Source organism: Arthrobacter sp. TE12232, from assembly GCF_054062615.1.
In genome coordinates, this window is the sequence record NZ_JBSSFK010000001.1 from 1163674 (window position 1) to 1184168 (window position 20495).

18 protein-coding genes are annotated in these 20495 nt (G+C 69.1%); 12 read left to right on the forward strand and 6 right to left on the reverse strand.

Annotated elements, in window-relative coordinates; all coding sequences use genetic code 11:
* The first annotated feature begins 9 nt into the window (after positions 1-9).
* Positions 10-828, forward strand: a complete 819-nt coding sequence (locus ACVWZ7_RS05200) for a purine-nucleoside phosphorylase (protein WP_456507178.1) — start codon at positions 10-12, stop codon at positions 826-828.
* Positions 829-897: 69 nt separating this feature from the next.
* On the opposite strand, the gene ACVWZ7_RS05205 is transcribed toward ACVWZ7_RS05200, so the two are convergent.
* Positions 898-1377 carry an RrF2 family transcriptional regulator gene (locus ACVWZ7_RS05205; protein ID WP_116766078.1) on the reverse strand — a complete coding sequence of 160 codons (480 nt, stop codon included), beginning with the start codon at positions 1375-1377 and terminating at the stop codon, positions 898-900.
* Between the two features lie 174 nt (positions 1378-1551).
* On the opposite strand from ACVWZ7_RS05205, the gene ACVWZ7_RS05210 reads away from it, so the two are divergent.
* Positions 1552-3291, forward strand: a complete 1740-nt coding sequence (locus ACVWZ7_RS05210) for a phospho-sugar mutase (protein ID WP_456507179.1) — start codon at positions 1552-1554, stop codon at positions 3289-3291.
* A 12-nt stretch (positions 3292-3303) separates the two neighbouring features.
* On the opposite strand, the gene nirD is transcribed toward ACVWZ7_RS05210, so the two are convergent.
* Positions 3304-3696 (reverse strand): nitrite reductase small subunit NirD, encoded by a 393-nt coding sequence (gene nirD, locus ACVWZ7_RS05215; protein WP_456507180.1) that lies wholly within the window; start codon positions 3694-3696, stop codon positions 3304-3306.
* A 256-nt stretch (positions 3697-3952) separates the two neighbouring features.
* Between nirD and nirB the strand changes: the two genes are divergently transcribed.
* From nirB to ACVWZ7_RS05245, 6 genes are all read left to right on the forward strand, one after another.
* Positions 3953-6619 carry a nitrite reductase large subunit NirB gene (nirB, locus tag ACVWZ7_RS05220; protein WP_456507181.1) on the forward strand — a complete coding sequence of 889 codons (2667 nt, stop codon included), beginning with the start codon at positions 3953-3955 and terminating at the stop codon, positions 6617-6619.
* A gap of 2 nt (positions 6620-6621) precedes the next feature.
* Positions 6622-7656 carry a uroporphyrinogen-III C-methyltransferase gene (gene cobA / locus ACVWZ7_RS05225; protein ID WP_456507182.1) on the forward strand — a complete coding sequence of 345 codons (1035 nt, stop codon included), beginning with the start codon at positions 6622-6624 and terminating at the stop codon, positions 7654-7656.
* Between the two features lie 8 nt (positions 7657-7664).
* Positions 7665-8798: a uroporphyrinogen-III synthase gene (locus tag ACVWZ7_RS05230; RefSeq protein ID WP_116766073.1), complete on the forward strand. Its 1134-nt coding sequence runs from the start codon at positions 7665-7667 to the stop codon at positions 8796-8798.
* Positions 8799-8996: 198 nt separating this feature from the next.
* Entirely contained in the window at positions 8997-9917 is a 921-nt protein-coding gene (locus ACVWZ7_RS05235; RefSeq protein WP_456507183.1) for an FAD-dependent oxidoreductase, read from the forward strand.
* 160 nt (positions 9918-10077) lie between these two features.
* Complete coding sequence (deoC, locus tag ACVWZ7_RS05240; protein WP_116766071.1) at positions 10078-10776, forward strand: deoxyribose-phosphate aldolase; 699 nt, start codon at positions 10078-10080, stop codon at positions 10774-10776.
* A gap of 53 nt (positions 10777-10829) precedes the next feature.
* Positions 10830-11054: a hypothetical protein gene (locus ACVWZ7_RS05245; protein ID WP_091250653.1), complete on the forward strand. Its 225-nt coding sequence runs from the start codon at positions 10830-10832 to the stop codon at positions 11052-11054.
* Positions 11055-11107: 53 nt separating this feature from the next.
* On the opposite strand, the gene ACVWZ7_RS05250 is transcribed toward ACVWZ7_RS05245, so the two are convergent.
* Positions 11108-11938 (reverse strand): metal-dependent hydrolase, encoded by an 831-nt coding sequence (locus ACVWZ7_RS05250; RefSeq protein WP_456507184.1) that lies wholly within the window; start codon positions 11936-11938, stop codon positions 11108-11110.
* A 6-nt stretch (positions 11939-11944) separates the two neighbouring features.
* Positions 11945-15586: a transcription-repair coupling factor gene (mfd, locus tag ACVWZ7_RS05255; protein WP_456507185.1), complete on the reverse strand. Its 3642-nt coding sequence runs from the start codon at positions 15584-15586 to the stop codon at positions 11945-11947.
* A 284-nt stretch (positions 15587-15870) separates the two neighbouring features.
* Between mfd and ACVWZ7_RS05260 the strand changes: the two genes are divergently transcribed.
* The 4 genes from ACVWZ7_RS05260 to ACVWZ7_RS05275 all read left to right on the forward strand — a co-directional run bounded on the left by ACVWZ7_RS05260 (position 15871) and on the right by ACVWZ7_RS05275 (position 18664).
* Entirely contained in the window at positions 15871-17358 is a 1488-nt protein-coding gene (locus ACVWZ7_RS05260; protein ID WP_456507186.1) for an SDR family oxidoreductase, read from the forward strand.
* A gap of 48 nt (positions 17359-17406) precedes the next feature.
* Positions 17407-17904, forward strand: a complete 498-nt coding sequence (locus ACVWZ7_RS05265; protein WP_116766067.1) for a DUF2505 domain-containing protein — start codon at positions 17407-17409, stop codon at positions 17902-17904.
* A gap of 4 nt (positions 17905-17908) precedes the next feature.
* A complete protein-coding gene (locus tag ACVWZ7_RS05270) occupies positions 17909-18130 on the forward strand; it encodes an SCO4848 family membrane protein (protein WP_344364080.1) in 222 nt (73 codons plus the stop codon).
* A 108-nt stretch (positions 18131-18238) separates the two neighbouring features.
* Positions 18239-18664, forward strand: a complete 426-nt coding sequence (locus ACVWZ7_RS05275) for a VanZ family protein (protein ID WP_456507187.1) — start codon at positions 18239-18241, stop codon at positions 18662-18664.
* Positions 18665-18666: 2 nt separating this feature from the next.
* Here the strand turns inward: ACVWZ7_RS05275 and sufU are convergent, their stop codons facing one another.
* Both sufU and ACVWZ7_RS05285 read right to left on the reverse strand, forming a co-directional pair.
* The gene (gene sufU, locus ACVWZ7_RS05280) at positions 18667-19122 is read right to left on the reverse strand and encodes a Fe-S cluster assembly sulfur transfer protein SufU (RefSeq protein WP_344364083.1); all 456 of its coding nucleotides are present in this window, start codon (positions 19120-19122) and stop codon (positions 18667-18669) included.
* Positions 19123-19133: 11 nt separating this feature from the next.
* Positions 19134-20441, reverse strand: coding sequence for a cysteine desulfurase (locus ACVWZ7_RS05285; protein WP_456507188.1), 1308 nt, complete (start codon positions 20439-20441; stop codon positions 19134-19136).
* Between the last annotated feature and the right edge of the window lie 54 nt (positions 20442-20495).

Here is a 20495-nt window from a genome sequence, read left to right on the forward strand (position 1 = left end):
CTTGTACCAGTGAGCTATACAGAATTCCTGAACGCGGACCCCTTCGACGCCGCGCGAGACGCCGCCGCCTACATCGCCGAAGAGACGGGTGTCGATTCCCACGACGTCGCGCTGGTCCTCGGATCGGGCTGGGCCGACGCCGCCGAACTGATCGGCGAGACCACCGCCACCTTGTCCGCCAGCGAAATTCCCGGTTTCACCGCACCGTCGGTGGAGGGGCACGTGGGCACCATCCGCTCGGTGCTGACCAAGGAGGGCAAGCGGGCCCTCGTCCTGGGCGCTCGAACACACTACTACGAGGGCAAGGGCGTCCGCTCGGTGGTTCACGGCGTGCGCACCGCCGCGGCCACCGGCTGCAAGACCCTGGTGCTCACCAATGGCTGCGGCGGCCTGAACGACGGCTGGGCTCCCGGCACGCCCGTGCTGATCAGCGACCACATCAACCTCACGGCCACCTCACCGCTGGAAGGCGCCACGTTCGTGGACCTGACGGACCTGTACTCGTCCCGGATCCGCGGCCTGGCGCGCGAGGTTGACCCCTCGCTGGACGAGGGCGTGTACGCGCAGTTCACGGGACCGCACTACGAAACCCCTGCCGAGGTGCAGTACGCCAAGCGGATCGGCGCGTCCCTGGTCGGCATGTCCACCGCGCTCGAGGCCATTGCCGGCCGTCACGCGGGCATGGAGGTCTTCGGGATCTCGCTCGTGACCAACCTCGCCGCCGGGATCAGCCCCGTGCCCCTGAGCCACGAGGAAGTCCTCGAGGCCGGCCAGGCCGCCGGACCGCGCATTTCCAAGCTCCTCGCGGAGATCATCGCCAAACTCTGATCCGTGTGTTCGCGGCACGGTTCCGGTGACGGACCGTGCCTCTCCACTGTCCCGGACTGTCCCCCGAGGCTACTCCGCCGCCAGGTAGTCCAGGACCTTCACCTTGTCCGCCGGGAACCGGCGCTCCATCGAGTCCGCTATCCCGGCGATACTCTGGCGCGCCAGCGCCTGCCGCCAGGCGAGCTCGGCCTGGCGCATGGTCTGGGAAATGAGGCACGTCCGCGCGAAGTTCTCCTGCAGGGCCGGCTCCGGGACGTTCCCCAGGATCGCTTCACACCGGAAGGCTGGGTCCGCGCCTTCCAGGGCCAGGACGATGTCCAGCACAGTGATGTTTTCCGGCCGGCGCGCCAACAGGAATCCGCCGCGGGGTCCCGAGACCGAGTCCAGCACCCCGGCCCGGACCAGCGACTGGAACTGTTTGTTCAGGTAGGCGGCGGGGAGCTTATAGAACTCGGCGAGGCGTGCACTGTTCACGGGCTCGCCCGGCGGTGTCCATGCCATGTTGACGCAACTGTGCACCGCCCACTCCACTCCACGGCCCATCTTCATATTCCAGACGCTACGTGTCCGGAAATTTGGGTGTCAAGGGCCGTTGCCAGCGCGCCCGGGCTGGCCGGACCCGGCCGTCCTGCCTGCTCTCCGCGCCGGGCGTGATGCAACTGAAACCCCAACTCCCGATTGTCAGGGGAGGAAACGCACACGATTGGCGATAGTTTGGTTCCTATGACGTCTTCTGATGCCGAACTCGCCCGACTCCTGAGCGACGCCCGCGACTGGGCCGACCAGGACCCGGACCCCGCCACTGCCGCAGCCCTGACCGAGCTGGTCCGCCTCGCCGACGAGGGCGTCGCGGTGGCCGGCCAGGAACTGGCCGACAGCTTCAGCGGCACTCTGCAGTTTGGCACCGCCGGACTCCGGGCGGCCCTCGGCCCCGGCCCGAACCGGATGAACCGGGTGGTGGTGCGCCGCGCCGCGGCGGGCTTCACCGCTTTCCTCACCAGCGCCGTCGAGGAGGCCTCCCCCGGCACCCGGCCGCGCGCCGTCGTCGGCTTCGACGCCCGCTACAACTCCGATGTTTTCGCCGAAGAAACCGCCGCGATCCTCACCGCTGCCGGAGTCGAAACCTTCCTCATGCCGGCCGCCCTGCCCACCCCGCTGCTCGCCTACGCGGTGCGGGCGCTGGACTGCGACGGCGGCGTCATGGTCACCGCCAGCCACAACCCGCCGCAAGACAACGGGTACAAGGTGTATCTGGGCCGTCACGCGGTCGAGGACAGCGGCCGCGGCGCTCAGATTGTGGCGCCCTACGATGCCCTGATTGCGGCGAAGATCGACGCCGTGGGCGCCCTGGATACCATCGCCCTGGCCGCGGACGGCTGGACCGTGCTGGAGTCCTCCATAGCCGCCGACTACAAGGCCGCCGTCGCGGCCCTTGCGGCCCCGGAGCATTTCCCGGCCCGCGGGCTGAAGATCGTCCTGACCCCCATGCATGGCGTGGGCGGGGAAACGGCGGTGGCCGTGCTGAACACCGCCGGCTTCACCGACGTCACGCTCGTCACGGAACAGGCGCAGCCGGACCCGGATTTCCCCACGGTGAACTTCCCCAACCCAGAAGAGCCCGGAGCCCTTGACCTGGCCCTGGAGACGGCGGCGCGCGTGGACGCGGATATCGTGATCGCCAACGACCCCGACGCCGACCGGGCGGCTGTGGCGGCGAAGGACCCGGCCACCGGCGCGTGGCGCATGCTGCGCGGCGATGAGGTCGGCGCATTGCTGGGGGCCCACATCGTGGCGCGGCAGGCCGCCGCCGGCAAGGCACCGGCCGGCGTATTCGCCAACTCGATCGTGTCTTCCCGGCTGCTGGCGCGGATCGCGGCCGCGGCAGGCTACGCCCATGAGGAAACCCTGACCGGCTTCAAGTGGATTGCGCGCGTCCCCGGCCTGGTCTACGGCTACGAGGAAGCCCTGGGCTATTGCGTTGCCCCGTCGCTAGTGCGCGACAAGGACGGAATTTCGGCCGCGGTGCTGATCGCCGAACTCGCGGCGGCGGCAAAGGCCGGGGGCAAGACCATCTTCGACACCCTGGACGAGCTCTATCTGGTGCACGGGCTCCACGCGAGCGACCAGCTGAGCATCCGGGTGGCGGACCTTGGCCTGCTGGACGCCATGATGAACCGGCTGCGCGTCAGCCCGCCGGAATCGTTCGGCGGCTCAGGCGTCGAGTCCGTCACGGACCTGGCCGCGGGCAGCGAGCAACTGCCGCCAACCGAGGGCCTGCTGTACCTGACAAAGGACCTCAGCCGCGTCATCATCCGGCCCAGCGGCACCGAACCGAAGCTCAAGTGCTACCTCGAAGTCATCCGCAGCGTCGGCTCGGCCGCCGAACTGCCGGCGGCACGGAACGAGGCCCGCGCCGCGCTGGACAGCGTCCTCGCGGACGTCCGCGAGGCCCTGGGCCTCTAGAGCTCTGGGCGTCTAGAGCTCAACCTCAATGTACCCGCCCACAATCCGGGTACCGAAGGTTGCGATGCGCAGTTCCGGGCTGCCGAGGCACTCGCCCGTAACGAGGTCGTAGACCTCTTTGTGCAACGGCGAAGCCACCGTCGGGCGGTCCCCGCGTGAGCCCGTGATGCCGCGGGCCATGACATTCGCGCCGGTGGCCGGATCCTCGTTGGCGACGGCAAAAACCTCACCGGACACGGTCCGGAACATTGCGACCTGGCGCCCGGAAATCAATGCGGCCTCGCCCCACGCGGGTTCCAGGTCCGCCACGGCGCATACCCGGTGCCAGCCGGCTACGCACACAAGATCCTGCTCTGCGGTCTGACCCTCAAGGTCGTGTACTGCGGTTTCAAGTACGGCGGTCATCCCGGCCCCTCTCTGATACATCCCTTACGGGCTCAACCGCTGCTGCGGCCACATATTCAAGCTAGGCCCGCGGTGTTTCATCCGGGCGCGCCCGATGTGTCCAACGCGTAAAAGAGAGCTCACCCGGCCGGAAATCCATTCGTGATGCAGAAGTTAAGACCACGAAACATAAGGGAAACTGAAGCGAAATTCCCGTTGCCTAGTCTGGAACGACAAGCTGCAGAGCACCGTCTGCGGCCCATGCGAAAGGCCCACCGTGACCGGACACCCCTCAAGCCACCCGAACCAGGGCGCTGCCAGCGCCGCCCCGCGCCGTATTGTGGTGGCCGGCGGCGGCCCCGCGGCGCACCGTTTCGCCGACGCCATGCACGCCCGCGGACTCGATGGCTGGCACGTAACAGTCCTCACCGAGGAAGCGCACCTCCCCTACGACCGCGTCGCACTGAGCAAGGCACTCACGGACAGCGACGTCGACCTCACCCTGGGCAGCGCCTCCATGTGGGACCACGCGGCCCTCAACCTCAAGACCGGCGAGCGCGTCACCAGCATCGACGCCGCCGGCAAGACGGTCAGGACCGCGGCCGGAACCGTCTACCCCTATGACGAGCTCGTCGTCGCGACGGGCTCGGACGCGGCCCGTCTTCCCATCCCGGGCGCCGAACTCACCCACGTCTACCGCACCCTCGAGGACGTCTGGTCCATCAACACGGCGATCGCGGACCTCACCGAGAAGCTCGGCCGCAAGGTCAACGCGGTCACCATCGGCGGCGGTCTTCTGGGCCTCGAATCAGCGGCCGGCACCGAACAGCTCGGCGCCACCCCGATCGTCATCAACGGCTCCCCATGGCTCATGAACACCCAGCTGGACGAGGGCGCCGGACAAGCGCTCGGCCGGCTCATCGAGGCCAAGGGCTTCACCGTCCACGGCGGCGTGTTCCCCTCCGAGGTCCTCTCCGACGACGACGGCCAGGTCACCGGGGTCCTCATGGCCGACGGCCGGATCATCGACGCCGACATCGTGATCGTCGCGATCGGCGTGCGGCCCCGCGACGAGCTGTTCCGCGCCGCTGAGGGCGAAGCGCAGCAGTTCCAGCTCGGCCAGCGCGGCGGCGTCGTCATCTCCGACGACTGCTCCACGGAAGTTCCCGGCATCTGGGCGATCGGCGAGGTCGCCAACTTCGGCGGCATGTGCCTGGGCCTCGTGGCCCCGGCCAACACGATGGCCGAAATCGTCGCGGACCGGCTGCACGGCGGCGACGCAACCTTCCCCGGCTTCGACACGGCCACCAAACTCAAGCTCTCCGGCGTCGACGTGGCGAGCTTCGGCGACGCCTTCGCCCGCACGGAACACTCCCTCGAAATCGTCTATGCCGACCCCGCCCGCGGCGTCTACCAGAAGATCGTCACGACGGACGACGCCAAGACCCTCCTCGGCGGCATCTTCGTCGGCGACGCCGCCCCTTATACGTCCCTGCGCCCCATGCTGGGACGCGAGCTGTCCGCCGAGCCCGGCGCCTACCTCACCGCGGCCGGCGGAGGCGAGGCCCCGGAGACCGAGCTGCCGGACGATGCCATTCTCTGTTCCTGCAACAACGTCACGGCCGGAACCATCCGTGACACCGTCAACGGCTGCGGTGCCTGCGACGGCAACGCGCCCGTCCAGGAACTGGGCGAGCTGAAGGGCTGCACCCGCGCCGGCACCAGCTGCGGTTCCTGCGTGCCGATGCTCAAGAAGCTGCTGGAAAGCGAACTCACGAAGTCCGGCGTCGAAGTCTCGAAGGCACTGTGCGAGCACATCGAGCTGTCCCGCCAGGAACTGTTCGATGCCATCCGCGTCCTGGAGCTGACCTCTTTCGAGGAGATCATGGCCAAGTACGGCACCGGCGCGGGCTGCGACATCTGCAAGCCGACCATCGCCAACATCCTGGCCAGCCAGAACAGCGCCTACGTCCTGGACGCGGGCCGCGGAACCCTGCAGGACACCAACGACCGCGCCCTGGCCAACATGCAGAAGGATGGCACCTACTCGGTGGTCCCCCGCATCGCCGGCGGCGAGATCACCCCGAAGAAGCTCGGCGTGATCGCCGCCGTCGCCGACAAATACGGCCTTTACACCAAGATCACCGGCGGCCAGCGGATCGACATGTTCGGCGCCCGGCTGGAGCAGCTCCCGGAAATCTGGAAGGAACTCGTGGACGCCGGCTTCGAATCCGGCCAGGCCTACGGCAAGAGCCTGCGCACCGTGAAGTCCTGCGTCGGCTCCACCTGGTGCCGCTTCGGGGTCCAGGACTCGGTGGCCATGGCCATCCAGCTTGAACTGCGCTACCGGGGCCTCCGCAGCCCGCACAAGCTGAAGATGGGTGTCTCCGGCTGCGCCCGCGAATGTGCCGAGGCCCGGGGCAAGGATGTGGGCGTCATCGCCACCGCGGACGGCTGGAACCTGTATGTCGGCGGCAACGGCGGCGCCACCCCGGCGCACGCCCAGCTGCTCGCCAAGGACCTCGACGACGAAACCCTGATCAAGTACATCGACCGCTACTTCATGTACTACATCCGCACCGCCGACCGCCTGCAGCGCACCGCGCGCTGGCAGGAAGAGCTCGACGGCGGCATCAAGCACGTGGAGGACGTGGTGGTGCACGACACCCTGGGCATCGCCGAAGACCTCGAGGCCGCCATGGCCAAGCACGTTGACACCTACGTCGACGAATGGGCCGACACCCTGAAGGACCCCGAGCGCCTGCGCCGCTTCCGCTCCTTCGTCAATGCCCCCGACCAGAAGGACGATTCCATCACCTTCGTCCCCGACGAGCGCGGCCAGATGCGCCCCGCCACGGCAGAGGAAAAAGGGAAAGTGCTGATCGGCGCGTCCATTCCGGTCCGTGCCACCACCCCAGGACAGCTTGATGAGAACGAGGTATAGTCATGCAGCTCAGCATTGATCTCACCGGACGCGAAGTCCTCGTCACCGGCTCCGAGCACGCCGCGCGACAGGCCGTGCGGCGCTATGAAGCCGCCGGCGCCGTCGTGTACCGCCTCAGCACCCCGCAGGGTGCCGGCAACGACGGTCCGCTGCCCGAGCGCCCGTTCCTGGTGGCAACGGTCGACGACGGCCAGCCCGGCTGGGAGACGCTCCTGAACCGCTGCCGTGCCGCGGGCATTCCGGTCGCGGCCGAGCCGGCTGCCGGCCCGGCGGGACACGTCACGCTGGTGGGCGGCGGCCCCGGGACCCCCGAACTGCTGACCGTCGCCGCCGTGGCGGCGCTGCGCGATGCCGACGTCGTGTTCTACGACCGGCTCGCCCCCTACCAGGAGCTGCCGTCCCTGACGTCCGCAGACCTCGTGGACGTGGGCAAGAAACCCGGCCACCACAAGGTCAGCCAGGCCGACATCGAAAAGCTCATGGTGGAAAGCGCGCTGGCCGGCAACAATGTGGTCCGTCTCAAGGGCGGGGATCCCTATGTCTTCGGCCGCGGCGGCGAGGAAGTCGCGTCCTGCGTCGCTGCCGGTGTTCCGGTCCGCGTGGTCTCCGGGGTCACGAGCGCCATCTCGGTGCCGGCCGCCGCCGGCATCCCCGTCACCCACCGCGAAGTCAGCCACATGTTCACCGTGGTGTCGGGCCACGCCCCGCTGACCGAGAACGAGCTCAAGCACCTCGCCGGGCTCGGCGGCACCATTGTGGTCCTGATGGGCATCGGCACCCTGCACCACCTCGCCGCCGGGCTCCGCCGGGCCGGAATGCGGTCCGACATGCCGATGGCCGTCGTCGAGCGCGGGTACCGCCCCGGCCAGCGCACGACGATCGCCGAGCTGGGCACCATCACCTCCGCGGCCGCCGGCTGCAGCAACCCCGCCGTCCTGGTGATCGGTGAGGTCGTCCGGGTGGCCGAGGCCAACCGGGGCTGCGCCGAGGCCGCGGCAGAGCTCGACCGCCTGGCCGCATCACTGATGGAAGCGTAGGGATTTTCATGACCGCACTGAACGCCATCGCCGAGGACGGGTCCGAGAAGGACCTTCCGCTGGACGGCTTCCGGATCGGCGTCACCTCGCACCGCCGCTCCCAGGACCTCATCGAGGCCCTGGAGCGCCGCGGTGCCGAGGTGCTCCACGCCCCGGCGCTGAAGATCGCCCCGGTCCGGGAGGACCAGAGCCTGGTCGAGGACACCCGGGCGATCATCGCCGCCCGGCCCGACCTCTGCATCGCCACCACCGCCTACGGCATGCGCCGCTGGTGCGAGGCGGCGGACACCTTCGGCATTGGCGAACAGCTGCTGGAAACCCTGTCCTCCACCCGCATGTTCGTCCGCGGGCCCAAGGCGCGCGGCGCCGTCCGTGCGGCCGGGCTCGCCGACGTCGGGATCAGCAGCGACGAAACCACCTCCACACTGGTGGACATGCTCCTTGCCGAGGGCGTGCGGGGCAAGACTGTCGCGGTACAGCTGCACGGCTACACCGACGTCCGCCAGCTCGAGCGCCTGCGCATGTCCGGCGCCACCGTCCTGACGGTCACCCCGTACCGCTGGGTCAAACCCGACGGCGCCGACCGGCTGCCCAAGCTCATCGAGGCCGCGTGCAGCGGCAACCTGGATGTCCTGACCTTCACGAGCGCCCCCGCCGTGGATGCGATGTGGAGCACGGCGCATGAGATGGGCGTCTACAAGCAGCTCGTGGAGAGCCTGAAGACCACTGTGGCAACCGCCGTCGTCGGTCCCATCACCGCGCAGCCGCTGATCGACGCCGGTCTGCAACCGCTGATCCCGGAACGGTTCCGGATGGGCGCCCTGATCCGGCTGGTGTGCGAGCACCTCGCCCTCAACCACGTCCGCCGGCTGGACACCGTCTCCGGCAGCGTGGAGCTGCGCGGCCGCTCGCTGCGGATCAACGGCGAACCCGTCGACATGGCGCCCGCGCCCCTGCTGCTGCTGCGCGCGCTGATCGGCGCCGGCGGGGCCGTGCTGTCCCGCGAAGCGCTCTCGGACCTGTTGGAACTGCGCGGCTCCGTGCACGCCCTGGACATGACCGTCAGCAGGCTGCGGTCGGCGCTGCCGGACACCCGTCTGGTCGAAACCGTGGTGAAGCGCGGCTACCGGATCCGGGTCTAATGCCGGCGGCGGAGGGGTCTCTGCGGAGGGCTCGCCGCCGGGATGTGACGCACGGCATTACCGGCCGGTAAATACTGGCGAACGGACAGGGCCGAAGAGGCAACACCCGGGAAACACCCCGGAAAAATCGGGCGCCTAGGCTGGGGTTCATCAAGCACACCGGCCACACGATGGCCACCCCAGCGAAAGGGCCAGCACATGTCCGCTCCGGCATTGTCTCCCACCTCCGGCACGTCTTCCTCGAAGGCAGCCGCTGCATCCACCGCCGATTCTCCGACGACAGCCACCACGGCCGCCCGGCCCAGGATCGTCATCGCCGGCGCCGGCCCGGCCGCCCTGGCCCTGGTCCGCCAGCTCACCCGGACCCCGTTTGCCGGTGCCATCACGGTGCTCAGCAACCGCGATGACGCGCCCGAGGAACTGCTGGAGCTCGCCGTCCTGCCGCAGGTGTCCGTCCGCTTCGGCCAGCCGGCCAGCTACATCGATGCCGGGAACCGCCTCGTGACCACCGCCGACGGCATGGAATTCAGCTACGACGAACTCGTCATCGCCACCGGGTCCGCCCCCGCCGAGGCCCCGGTGGAAGGCGCCGCCCGGTGCCTGAGCTACTCCACGATCGACGACGCCGCCCGGCTGGGCGACGCCGTCAAGGACGTCACCCGGGTCCTGGGCCGGCGCCCCCTGGGCATCCTGGTCGGCACCGGCTCCGCCGCCGGCCAGGCCGAGGCCGTGCTCCGGTCCCGCGGCGTCCGTCCCGTCCGCACCACTGTCCGGCCCGCCGCCGTCGTTCCCACCCTCGCCGGGTCGGTCCTGCCGGCATCCGGCATCGTGTTCGAGGACGGCTCCAGCATGAACGGCGACCTCGTGATCCTCGCCGAGGAGCGCATCGCCCGGGACGAACTGGCCGCCACGGCAGGACTCACCACCGCACCCGGCGGCGGAATTGTCATCGGCCAGGACTTCCGCACCTCCGTGCCCGGCATCTGGGCAATCGGGGACGCCGCGGTGTACGACGGCGTCCGGCTGGGACTGCTCGTGGCGTCCGGCTCGGCCGCGTCGGTGTGCGCCTCCCAGCTGCTGCAGGCCACCATGGGAAGCCCGCTCGCCGCGGCTGCCTGATCGTAAGGGGCCGGCCCGGCGGGCACATCCGCCGGGCCGGTCCTATGGCAAGATGGTCACCTGATAAGCCGCGAACCGTGCGGCGCCGACAGGGCCCGCAGGCCCACAAGGCCCGGGTAAAGGACCGCAGCGTCCCAGGCCCGCCAGGAAAGGGACCACCATGAGCCACGAAGCCGCCGCCGAGGGCACGCCCGGCATTGCCTCCTACATCGACCACACCCTGCTCAAGCCGGAGGCCAGTGAGGCCGAGATCCTCAAGGTCTGCGCCGAGGCGGCCGAGTACCATTTCAAGTCGGTCTGCGTGAACCCGGTGTGGGTCAAGACAGTCAAGACCGCGCTCAAGGGTTCCGGCGTGCTGACCTGCTCCGTGGTCGGTTTCCCGTTGGGCGCCACCCCGAGCGACGTCAAGGCGTTCGAGGCCCGCGGCGCCGTCCTGGACGGTGCCGAAGAAGTGGACATGGTCATCAACATCGCCGCGGCACGCGCCAATGACAAGGGCGCGCTGGTGGATGACATCGCCGCCGTCGCGGAGGCCGTCCACGAGGGCGGCGCCATCCTGAAGGTCATCATCGAAACGGCGCTGCTGAGCGATGAGCAGAAGGTGCTCGCCTGCGAGGCTGCGGTTGCGGCCGGGGCGGACTTCGTGAAGACCTCCACCGGTTTCAACGGCGGCGGTGCCACGGCCGCGGACGTCGCCCTGATGCGCCGCACCGTGGGCCCGGACCTTGGCGTCAAGGCCTCCGGGGGCGTGCGATCCCTGGCCGATGCACAGGCTATGATTGCTGCAGGTGCAACACGTATTGGCGCCAGCTCCGGCATCGCGATCGTCACGGGTGAACAGGGTTCGTCCGCGTACTGATCCGCGCCGGCAGTGCCCACAGTTTTGAGCCCCCAGGGGCCGAGGAGGAACGAATGTCCAGCAACAACACCGAGTCCCGGCGGGTCGAGAACAGCCTCGGATCCAGCATCGCCTTGTTCGTGCCGATGATGGTCCTGTTCTTGGGGGCGATTTACTCGCTGACCTTCCTCACTCTGGACAACCCCTGGCCAATGGCCGTCTGCCTGGTCCTCTTCGCCCTGGCCTTCTGGATCCCGCAGACGCTGCTGGGCCGCTCGGATTCGGCCGGCGAAAACTAGGCTTTCCCGATCCTTAAATGACTGAAGCTCCGGATGTCCGGAGCTTCAGTCATTTAAGCTGCCTGCACCAGCGCGAACAGGCCTTTGACCAGTCCGGTGCCCAGCGCCAGGGCCGCGGGGAAGTGCGCCTTCGCCACGGCCAGTCCCGCACCGAACATCCCCACCATCGCGTAGCCGCTCACGGGGATCAGGACCAGCCATTCCCTTCGCGAGCCCGCCCGGCCCAGCAGCGGGATGGAGAACGCCCCGTTGGCCTTCCAGACGTTCTTGAGCAGCGGCAGTTTCCGCAGCACCTTCGGCGGCTTGATCACCAGCGGCCAGAGCAACGGCACTCCCCCGGTGGTGATCATGTCACCCACAATGTGCACCAGCACGCCGGTGAGCATCGAGACCGGCAGCCAGGTCCACTGGTGCGGCGCGAACCACGTCACCAGGCCCGCCATGACCAGCGCGAAGACCCAGTTGCTGATCCAGCCGTACTTGGGAAAGAGCTTCAGTGCCTTCGCGGCGATGTTGATCATGAACATGCACAGCAGGCCGGCCCCGACGGACAGCAGCCCCCACCGGGTCTGCACCTGCAACTGCCCGGCGATCGTGGCCAGCAGCACGAAGAACGCCGCGCCCAGCACCGAATGCGTGCCCTGCCGGTGGCCGCCGCTGACGTTCTCGATGCCGCGCGCCACCATGTTGGACAGCGGCGGCAGGGCGTGCGCCACGGTGCTGGCACGGTGGTCCCAGTCGCAGACCAGCGCGGTCCCCGCCGTCGCCATGGCGCCGATCACGATCCCCGTGGGGTCCAGCGGGTACCAGCCCAGGGCGTAGGGGCCGGTCGAGGCAATAGCTACCCACGCCGCGGCTCCCGACGCGGCGTGGTGTCCTCCCATCACTCTTTACTTCACCGCCAGCGGGACGTCGGTGAAGATGTTGCGGATGACACCGTTGGCCCATTCGAGGATTTCGGCGTCCTGCAGGTCCCGGCCGCCGATCCTCGCGGTCTTGGGCTTGGGGATGAGCACGGCGTCCAGGGCAGGCTTCGCCTGCGCGCCCGGGTACATCCGGGTGAGCCGCATGAGCTTGGACTCCGGGAGCTGGGCCGGGGAGAACTTGATGAAGTTGCCCTGCAGCGCGACGTCGGACAGTCCGGCCTCGCGGGCGCCCACCCGGAAGCGGGCGACGTCGATCAGGTTTTTCGCCGGCAGCGGCAGTTCGCCGTAGCGGTCCACGAGCTCGGCGAGGACCTCGTCGATCGCCTCGTACGTGATGGCGCCGGCGAGTTTGCGGTACGCCTCCAGGCGCAGCCGTTCGCCGGGCACGTAATCGTGCGGCAGGTGCGCGTTGACGGGCAGTTCGATCTTCATCTCGGCGGCCTTCTCTTCGGCCTCGCCGCGGTATTCGGCCACGGCCTCGCCCACGAGCCGGATGTACAAATCGAATCCGACGCCCTGGATGTGGCCGGACTGTTCTCCGCCCAGCAGGTTGCCGGCGCCGCGGATTTCGAGGTCCTTCATGGCCAGCTGCATGCCGGCGCCGAGCTCGTTGTGGGTTGCGACGGCCTTGAGCCGCTCCAGCGCCACCTCGCCCAGGGGTTTCTCCGAGGGGTACAGGAAGTAGGCGTACGCCCGTTCGCGGCCGCGGCCCACGCGCCCGCGCAGCTGGTGCAGTTGCGAGAGCCCGTACTTGTCCGCGCCGTCGACAATCAGCGTGTTCGCGTTGGAGATGTCCAGTCCGGTTTCGATGATGGTGGTGCAGACCAGGACATCGAAGCGCTTCTCCCAGAAGTCCACGATGATCTGTTCGAGCCTGCTCTCGGTCATCTTGCCGTGTGCGACCTCCACCCGGGCTTCCGGGACCAGCTCGCGGATCTTGGCTGCGGTGCTGTCGATCGTTGAGACCCGGTTGTGGACGAAGAACACCTGCCCTTCGCGCATGAGTTCCCGGCGGATAGCAGCGGAGGTCTGCTTGTCCGTGTAGGGCCCCACGTAGGTCAGCACGGGGTGGCGTTCTTCCGGCGGCGTGGCGAGGGTGGACGTTTCGCGGATGCCGGTCAGGGACATCTCCAGGGTCCGCGGAATCGGGGTGGCACTCATGGCCAGGACGTCCACGTTGGTGCGCATCTTCTTCAGCGCCTCTTTGTGTTCGACGCCGAAGCGCTGCTCCTCGTCCACGATCACGAGGCCCAGGTCCTTGAACGCGAAGTCCTTGGACAGCAGCCGGTGCGTGCCGATGACGACATCCACCGCGCCGGATTTGACCCCTTCGGCGGTCTCCTTGGCTTCTTTCGAGCCCTGGAAGCGGGAGAGCGGCTTAACCCGAAGCGGGAACCCGGAGAACCGCTCGGTGAAGGTCTCGTAGTGCTGCTGGGCCAGCAGCGTGGTGGGCACCAGCACCGCCACCTGCTTGCCGTCCTGGACCGCCTTGAACGCGGCCCGCACGGCGATTTCGGTCTTGCCGTAGCCGACGTCGCCGGAGATCAGCCGGTCCATGGGGATCTCGCGTTCCATGTCGGCCTTGACCTCGTTGATGGTGGTCAGCTGGTCCGGGGTTTCCACGTACGGGAAGGCTTCCTCCAGTTCGCGCTGCCACGGGGTGTCCGGGGCGAACGCGTGTCCGCGCGAGGCCATCCGGGCCGAGTACAGCCGGATGAGCTCGCCGGCGATTTCCTTGACGGCTTTGCGGGCCTTGGACTTGGTGCTCGCCCAGTCCGCGCCGCCCATCTTGCTCAGCGCGGGGGTGTCCCCGCCGACGTAGCGGGTGACCTGGTCCAGCTGGTCGGTGGGCACGAAGAGCCGGTCGCCGGGGGCGCCGCGCTTGGACGGGGCGTATTCCAGCACGAGGTATTCGCGCACCCCGTCCCCTCCCCCGGCCACCTTGCGCTGGATCAGTTCCACGAACCGGCCGATGCCGTGCTGTTCGTGCACCACCGAGTCGCCGGCCACGAGCTGCAGCGGGTCCACGGCGTTCCGCCGCTTGGAGGGCATCCGCCGCATGTCCTTCGTGGACCCGGCGGACGTCCGGCCCAGCAGGTCCGCCTCCGTCAGCAGCGCCACCTTCAGCGGGTCCAGGACAAAGCCGCGTCCGACGGCGGCGGTGGTCACCTCGATCAGGCCGGCCTGCGGCTCGTCGTCGAGCCTGTCCACCCGGGCGCACGGGATGTTGTTGTCATGGAAGAGTTCGGCGAGCCGCTGGGCCGGGCCCGGGCCCTCGGTGACCACCACGATCCGCCACTGGTCCCGCACTCGGGAGCCGATGAAGTCCATCATTTCGGCCACGTCACCCTGGTAGCCGCGGGGTTCGCGGGCATGCAGGTTCAGGACATCGACGTCGGGCAGCAGGTCCTCGTCCGTGGCCAGGGAAGTGATGGACCACCACGAGACACCGTGGGCCAGGGCCGCGGTACGCGTGTCTGTCAGCGACCGGAAGCTGGCCGAATGCAGGGCCTCGGAGGCCGCGGAGCTCAGGTCCAGGGGTGCGGTCCCGCCGTCGGAGGCCGTGGACCAGGCCGCCTCGAGGAATTCCTCGTTCGTGGCGGCGAGGTCGTGGGCCCGGGTGCGGACCTTTTCCGGTTCGATCACCACGGCGACGGAGCCGGACGGGAGCTGGTCCAGGAAGGGGACCATGGCGTCCACCAGCACCGGCGCCAGCGACTCCATGCCCTCGACGGCGATGCCGCCGGCGATCTTTTCCAGCATGTCCGCCGCGGCCGGCAGCTGGGACTTCAGCGTCGCCGCGCGGGACATGACCGAGGGCGTGATGAGGATTTCGCGGCAGGGCGGGGCGTGGAGCTCGGTGGGATGGTGGACGCCCGGCGCGGAGAGGGAGCGCTGGTCGGCGACGGCGAACCACCGCATCTGTTCGACTTCGTCGCCGAAGAACTCGACCCGGATCGGGTGGTCTTCGGTGGGCGGGAAGACGTCCAGCATGCCGCCGCGCACCGCGAATTCGCCGCGGCGCGTGACCATGTCCACCCGGGCGTAGGCGGCCGCTGCAAGGCTCTTCACGACGTCGCCGAACGGGGCCTCCTGGCCAGTGGTCAAGGTGACGGGGACCAGTTCGCCCAGGCCTGCCACGATCGGCTGGACCACGGCCCGGACCGGGGCGACGACGACGCGCAACGCGCCGGCGCCGGCCGCTTCGGGGTGGGCCAGGCGGCGGAGCACGGACAACCGGCGGCCTACCGTGTCCGAGCGCGGCGAGAGCCGTTCGTGCGGGAGGGTTTCCCAGCTGGGGAACTCGGCGACGGCGTCGGCCGGCAGGTAGGCACGCAGTGCCTCCGTCAGGTCCTCGGCCTCCCGGCCGGTGGCCGTGACGGCCAGGACGACCGGGGCCGGGCCGGCACCTGCGTCAGGACCCGCCGCGATGCCGTCGGCCACTTCCGCGAGCAGCGTCGCCCGGAGGCCGGCCGGGGCGCTGATCTGGTAGTCCTCGCTGCGGCCGGCGAATCCGCGGGAGGCCTCGGCCCGGACGCGGGCGTAGGTGCGGTCCTCGGCGAGGACGCGGCGCAGGCCGGTGAGAGACGGGCCGTTGAGGCTCATAGCTGTTGCTCCTGAGGTGATCACGGAAATGCAGGCAACACGAATAGCCGAAATTCGCAAGAATCCCGGGTCTTCCAAGCCTACCGCGGAGCCCGGGGGCGGCCGCACCCGGGCTCCGCGGGCTGTGCCCGTCCCCGGACGCTCCCCGGTCCCCGGAAGGCCCCATCGGAAGGTCACATGGGGCTAGGCTGGCGAAAGGGACGGGCGGCGGCCATCCGCCGCGGCCCCCGCTCCGAATGGCTTGGTAGGCCACCCGCCAACCTGCCGGATGAGAAGGAGTCACCATGAACAAGTCCGTGCTCGTCACCGGGGCCACCGGCTACATCGGCGGGCGCCTGGTCCCCCGGCTGCTCGAAGCGGGACACCGGGTCAAAGTCCTGGTCCGGACACCGGCCAAAATCGCCGGCGTGCCGTGGCTGGACGACGTCGAAGTGGTCCAAAGCAGCCTCGACGACGGCGAGGCACTGCGGGCGGCGCTCGACGGCGTCGACGTCTTGTACTATCTGGTCCATTCCATGGCGGCCGGCGCCGGCTTTGAGGCCAAGGAACAGGCGATGGCCGCGACGGCGGCCCGGGCGGCGGCCGCGGCCGGGGTGGACCGGATTGTGTACCTTGGCGGGCTGCACCCGGCCGGCGCCGAGCTGTCCACCCACATGCGTTCCCGTGAGGCGGTGGGGAAAGTCTTCCTGGACAGCCCGGTGGACGCGGTGGTCTTCCAGGCCGGCGTCGTCATCGGGTCCGGATCGGCGTCGTTCGAAATGATCCGGCACCTGTCCGAGACGCTCCCGCTGATGCCCGCCCCGAGCTGGGTGCGCAACAAGATCGAGGCGATCGCCGTCCGGGACGTGCTGTACTACCTCGTGGCCGCGGCGTCGCTGGAAGGACCCATCAACCGGACGTTCGATATCGGCTGCCGCCAGGTGCTCAGCTACGCGGGCATGATGAAAGAGTACGCCGCCGAGGCCGGCCTGCCGCACCGGGTGGTCCTGGCGCTGCCGGTGCCCGCGCCCAAGCTGGCCGGCATGTGGGTGGCCCTGACCACCCCGATCCCGCTCGCCATGTCCCTGCCGCTCGTCGAATCGCTCCAGCACGACGCCGTCGCCCGGGAGCACGACATCGATGCCTACATCCCGGTGCCGGAGGGCGGCCTGACGCCCTACCGCAAGGCCGTCGCCCTCGCCCTGGGCAAGGAACGCGACGGCCAGGTGGAAACCACGTGGGCCAGCGCCGGCGTCGACGCCGATCCCCTGCCGAGCGACCCGGAATGGTCCGGCCACACGGTGTACCTGGACGAGCGCAGCTTCCACAGCGAGGTCGACCCCAGGCACGTGTGGACTGTCATTGAGGGCATCGGCGGCCGGAACGGCTGGTATTCGCTGCCGCTGGCCTGGCAGGTGCGCGGCTGGCTGGACAAGCTCACCGGCGGGGCGGGGCTGCTGCGCGGCCGCCGGCACCCGCACCTGCTGGCGGAGGGCGAAGTGGTGGACTGGTGGCGGGTCGAGCGGATCGACCGCGGCCGGCTCCTGCGGCTCCGGGCCGAAATGCGGGCCCCGGGCCGGGCGTGGCTTGAGCTCTCCGTGGAGCCGGAGGGCACCGGCAGCCGTTACCGCCAGCGCGCCATCTTCTTCCCCAAGGGCCTGAGCGGCCGCCTCTACTGGCTCGCCGTGCTGCCGTTCCACAGCGTCATTTTTCCCGCGATGTCGCGGAACATCACCGCCGCTGCCCGTGATCTGGAAAACCTCGAATCGGAGCCTGCCAGCCACACCACGTAGGATGTTGGAGCCCGAAACGTCCACTTCCACACCACGGAGGACCCCCCAATGGCCCTGAGTGCATCCACTACCGTTCCGCACAGCGTCGACCGCGTTACCGCGGTTTTCGTCGATGAAGACTTCCTGCGCCACACGAGCGAGCTCGTTGGCGGCACGCTGGAATCCTTCGCCCTCGACGGAGATCCCGCAGGCGCGTTCAGCACGACCACCGTACGGACCATCCCCACCACCCGGATGCCGGACATCGCCCGGAAATTTGTCGGCGAGAGCCTGAAGGTGACGCAGCTGGAAGCCTGGGAGGCGCCCGCCGCCGACGGTTCCCGGCAGAGCAAGATCTCGCTGAAGGTCGCCGGCGCACCGCTGGATGTGAACGCTGTCCAGCGTCTCGTGTCCGACGGCGGCAGCACCCGGATCGAGCTCGAGGGCAACGTGACCTCCTCGGTGCCGTTCCTTGGCGGCAAGATCGCCGATGCCGCAGAACCGATGGTCGGCAAGGCCCTGAACCTTCAGTCCCAGCAGGCCCAGGCCTGGCTCGAGAGCCACTAGCACCATGCAGCTGCCCGCGTTCCTCGCCTTCGTCCTGATTGTCTCCGGCATCTGGTCCCTGGTCGTCTGGCCGCAGTTCCTGCGGCGCGTCATGAAGGACCCGCGGGCCCGCGACGCCAACGGCAAGGCCACGCGCTTCCTGACCGTCCATGTGGTCCTCGTCAGCATCTCCATGGTGCTGGGGGCCGCGACGGCGGCAATCGGCATCGCCGGGCTGGTCAGCTAGCATTCGGCACGCCGGCGGTTGCCTCCGCCGGCGTGCCGAACGTCCTGCCCCGGTGACGAACGGGCGCTACAATCAGCAAAAAGGTGGACCGCTGAAAGGGGACGCCGTTTGCTACCCCGCCGTGCGGCCGTCTGGGCACTGGGCGCCTACATTTTTGTCCTTGGCCTGATCGCCCTCTGGCCCGTGCCCGTGGACCGGGACGCGTCCGATTTTCTGATGCGCTCACTGCGGAAACTGCACCGGTGGGGCGTCCCGCCGTGGTTCGACTACGGCGTGGTGGAATTCACCTCAAACGTGATCCTGTTCGTTCCGCTGGGCGCCCTGGTCGCCCGGATCCTGGGCCAGCGGCTCTGGTGGTGCGGGGCTGCGGCCGGCTTCGTGCTCTCCGCGCTGATCGAGCTCTCCCAGCTCGCCTTCCTCCCGGCGCGATTCCCCTCGGTCGCGGACGTCGCCGCGAACACCTTCGGCGCCATGGTCGGCGCCCTCCTGGCCCTCGTGTTCATGGCACGCCACGAACACGCCATGACACCCTGAGCTCAGGCCGCCAGCGCCTGGCCGAGGGCGTCTTCCGCGGCCACCCACGAGAGCATGGCGCACTTGACCCGGGCGGCGTAGCGGGATACGCCCTCGAATGCGGCGGCGTCGCCCAGCAGCTCCGGGTCGGCCGCCACCTTGCCGCGCGAGCGCAGCACTTCGCGGAAGCTGTCAATCACGGCGCGCAGCTCCTCGACGGTCATGCCCTCGGCAAGGTCCGTCAGCACGGAGGCCGAGGCCATCGAGATCGAGCAGCCATCGCCGTCCCAGCGCAGCTCACTGACTTTCCCGCCGGCCACGGACACCCGGACCGTGATCTCGTCGCCGCAGGTCGGATTCAGCTGGTGGGACTGCCCGCTGCTGGCCCCCGCAGGTGCCTCCGCCGCGGCCAGGCCGCTGCCGTGACGGGCCTTGGAGTGTTCCAGGATGATCTGCTGGTAGAGCTGGTCAAGACTCATGGATGTCCGTCCTAGGCTTGGAAGTAGGCACGGACATCGGCGACCGCGTTGAGGAACGCGTCCACATCGTCCGTGGTGTTGTACAGGTAGGTGCTGGCCCGGGTCGTGGCCGTCAGTCCGAGCCGGCGGTGCAGCGGCTGGGCGCAGTGGTGTCCCACTCGCACGGCAATGCCCCGGCTGTCCAGGAACTGGCCGACGTCGTGCGCGTGGACGCCCGCGACGTCGAACGCGGCAAGGCCAATCCGTTCCTCCCCCGCCGCGGGGCCCAGGACCCGGATTCCGGGGATGGAGCCCAGGCCTTGCACCAGCCGCTGCCCGAGTTCTGCCTCCCAGGCATGGATGCGGTCGATCCCGGTTTCGCTGAGATAGTTCACCGCCGCGGCGAGGGCGACGGCCTGCGAAATGCGCTGGGTGCCGGCTTCGAAGCGCTGCGGGCTCGGCAGGAAGCCCGCCCTTTCCATCGTGACTGTGGTGATCATGGAGCCGCCGGTCAGGAACGGCGGCATGGCGTTGAGCAACTCCGAGCGGCCGTAGAGGGCCCCTATTCCGGTGGGCGCGAGCATCTTGTGGCCGGAGAACACCGCGAAGTCGACGTCGAGCGCCTTGACGTCCAGGGGCAGGTGCGGCGCGGACTGGCACGCGTCGAGCACCACGAGCGCCCCCGCGGACCGGGCCAGGGCTACGAGGGCCGGCACGGGGTTGATGGTACCCAGGACGTTGGAGGCGTGGGTGAATGCCAGGACACGGGTGCGGGGGCCGATGATGCCGGCGGCGGCCTCCAGGTCCAGGGCTCCGGCGTCGTCGATGGGGATGAACTTCAGGACGGCGCCGGTCCGGGCCGCCAGCTCCTGCCAGGGAATCAGGTTGGCGTGGTGTTCCATTTCCGTGACGACGAGTTCGTCGCCCGGGGCCAGCGCGAACCGGGCGGCTTCGGGAGTCGCGCCGGGCAGGGAGGCGTTCAGGAACGAGTAGGTGAGCAGATTCAGGCCCTCCGTGGCGTTGGAGGTCCAGATGAGTTCGTCCCACTCCGCTCCGATGAAGTCGGCCACGGTCTCCCGGGCGTTTTCGAACACCTCGGTGGCCTCGACGGCAAGATGGTGTGCCCCGCGGTGCACCGCAGAGTTCCGTTGCTCATAGAACTCCTGCTCGGCCTCGAGCACGCTTAGCGGGTTCTGCGAGGTGGCCCCGGAGTCCAGGTAGACGAGCGGTTTGCCGTTGACGTGCTGCTGCAGGATCGGGAAGTCGTTGCGGATCCTCAGGACCTCGTCGTTTCCGAGCGCGGCGGCAGAGCGGCGGAGGTGGGCTGGGGTGGCAACCATGGCGGGGACTCCTGGATCGGCGTTCGCTGCGGCGCACCCCGGCCGGCCGGGCAG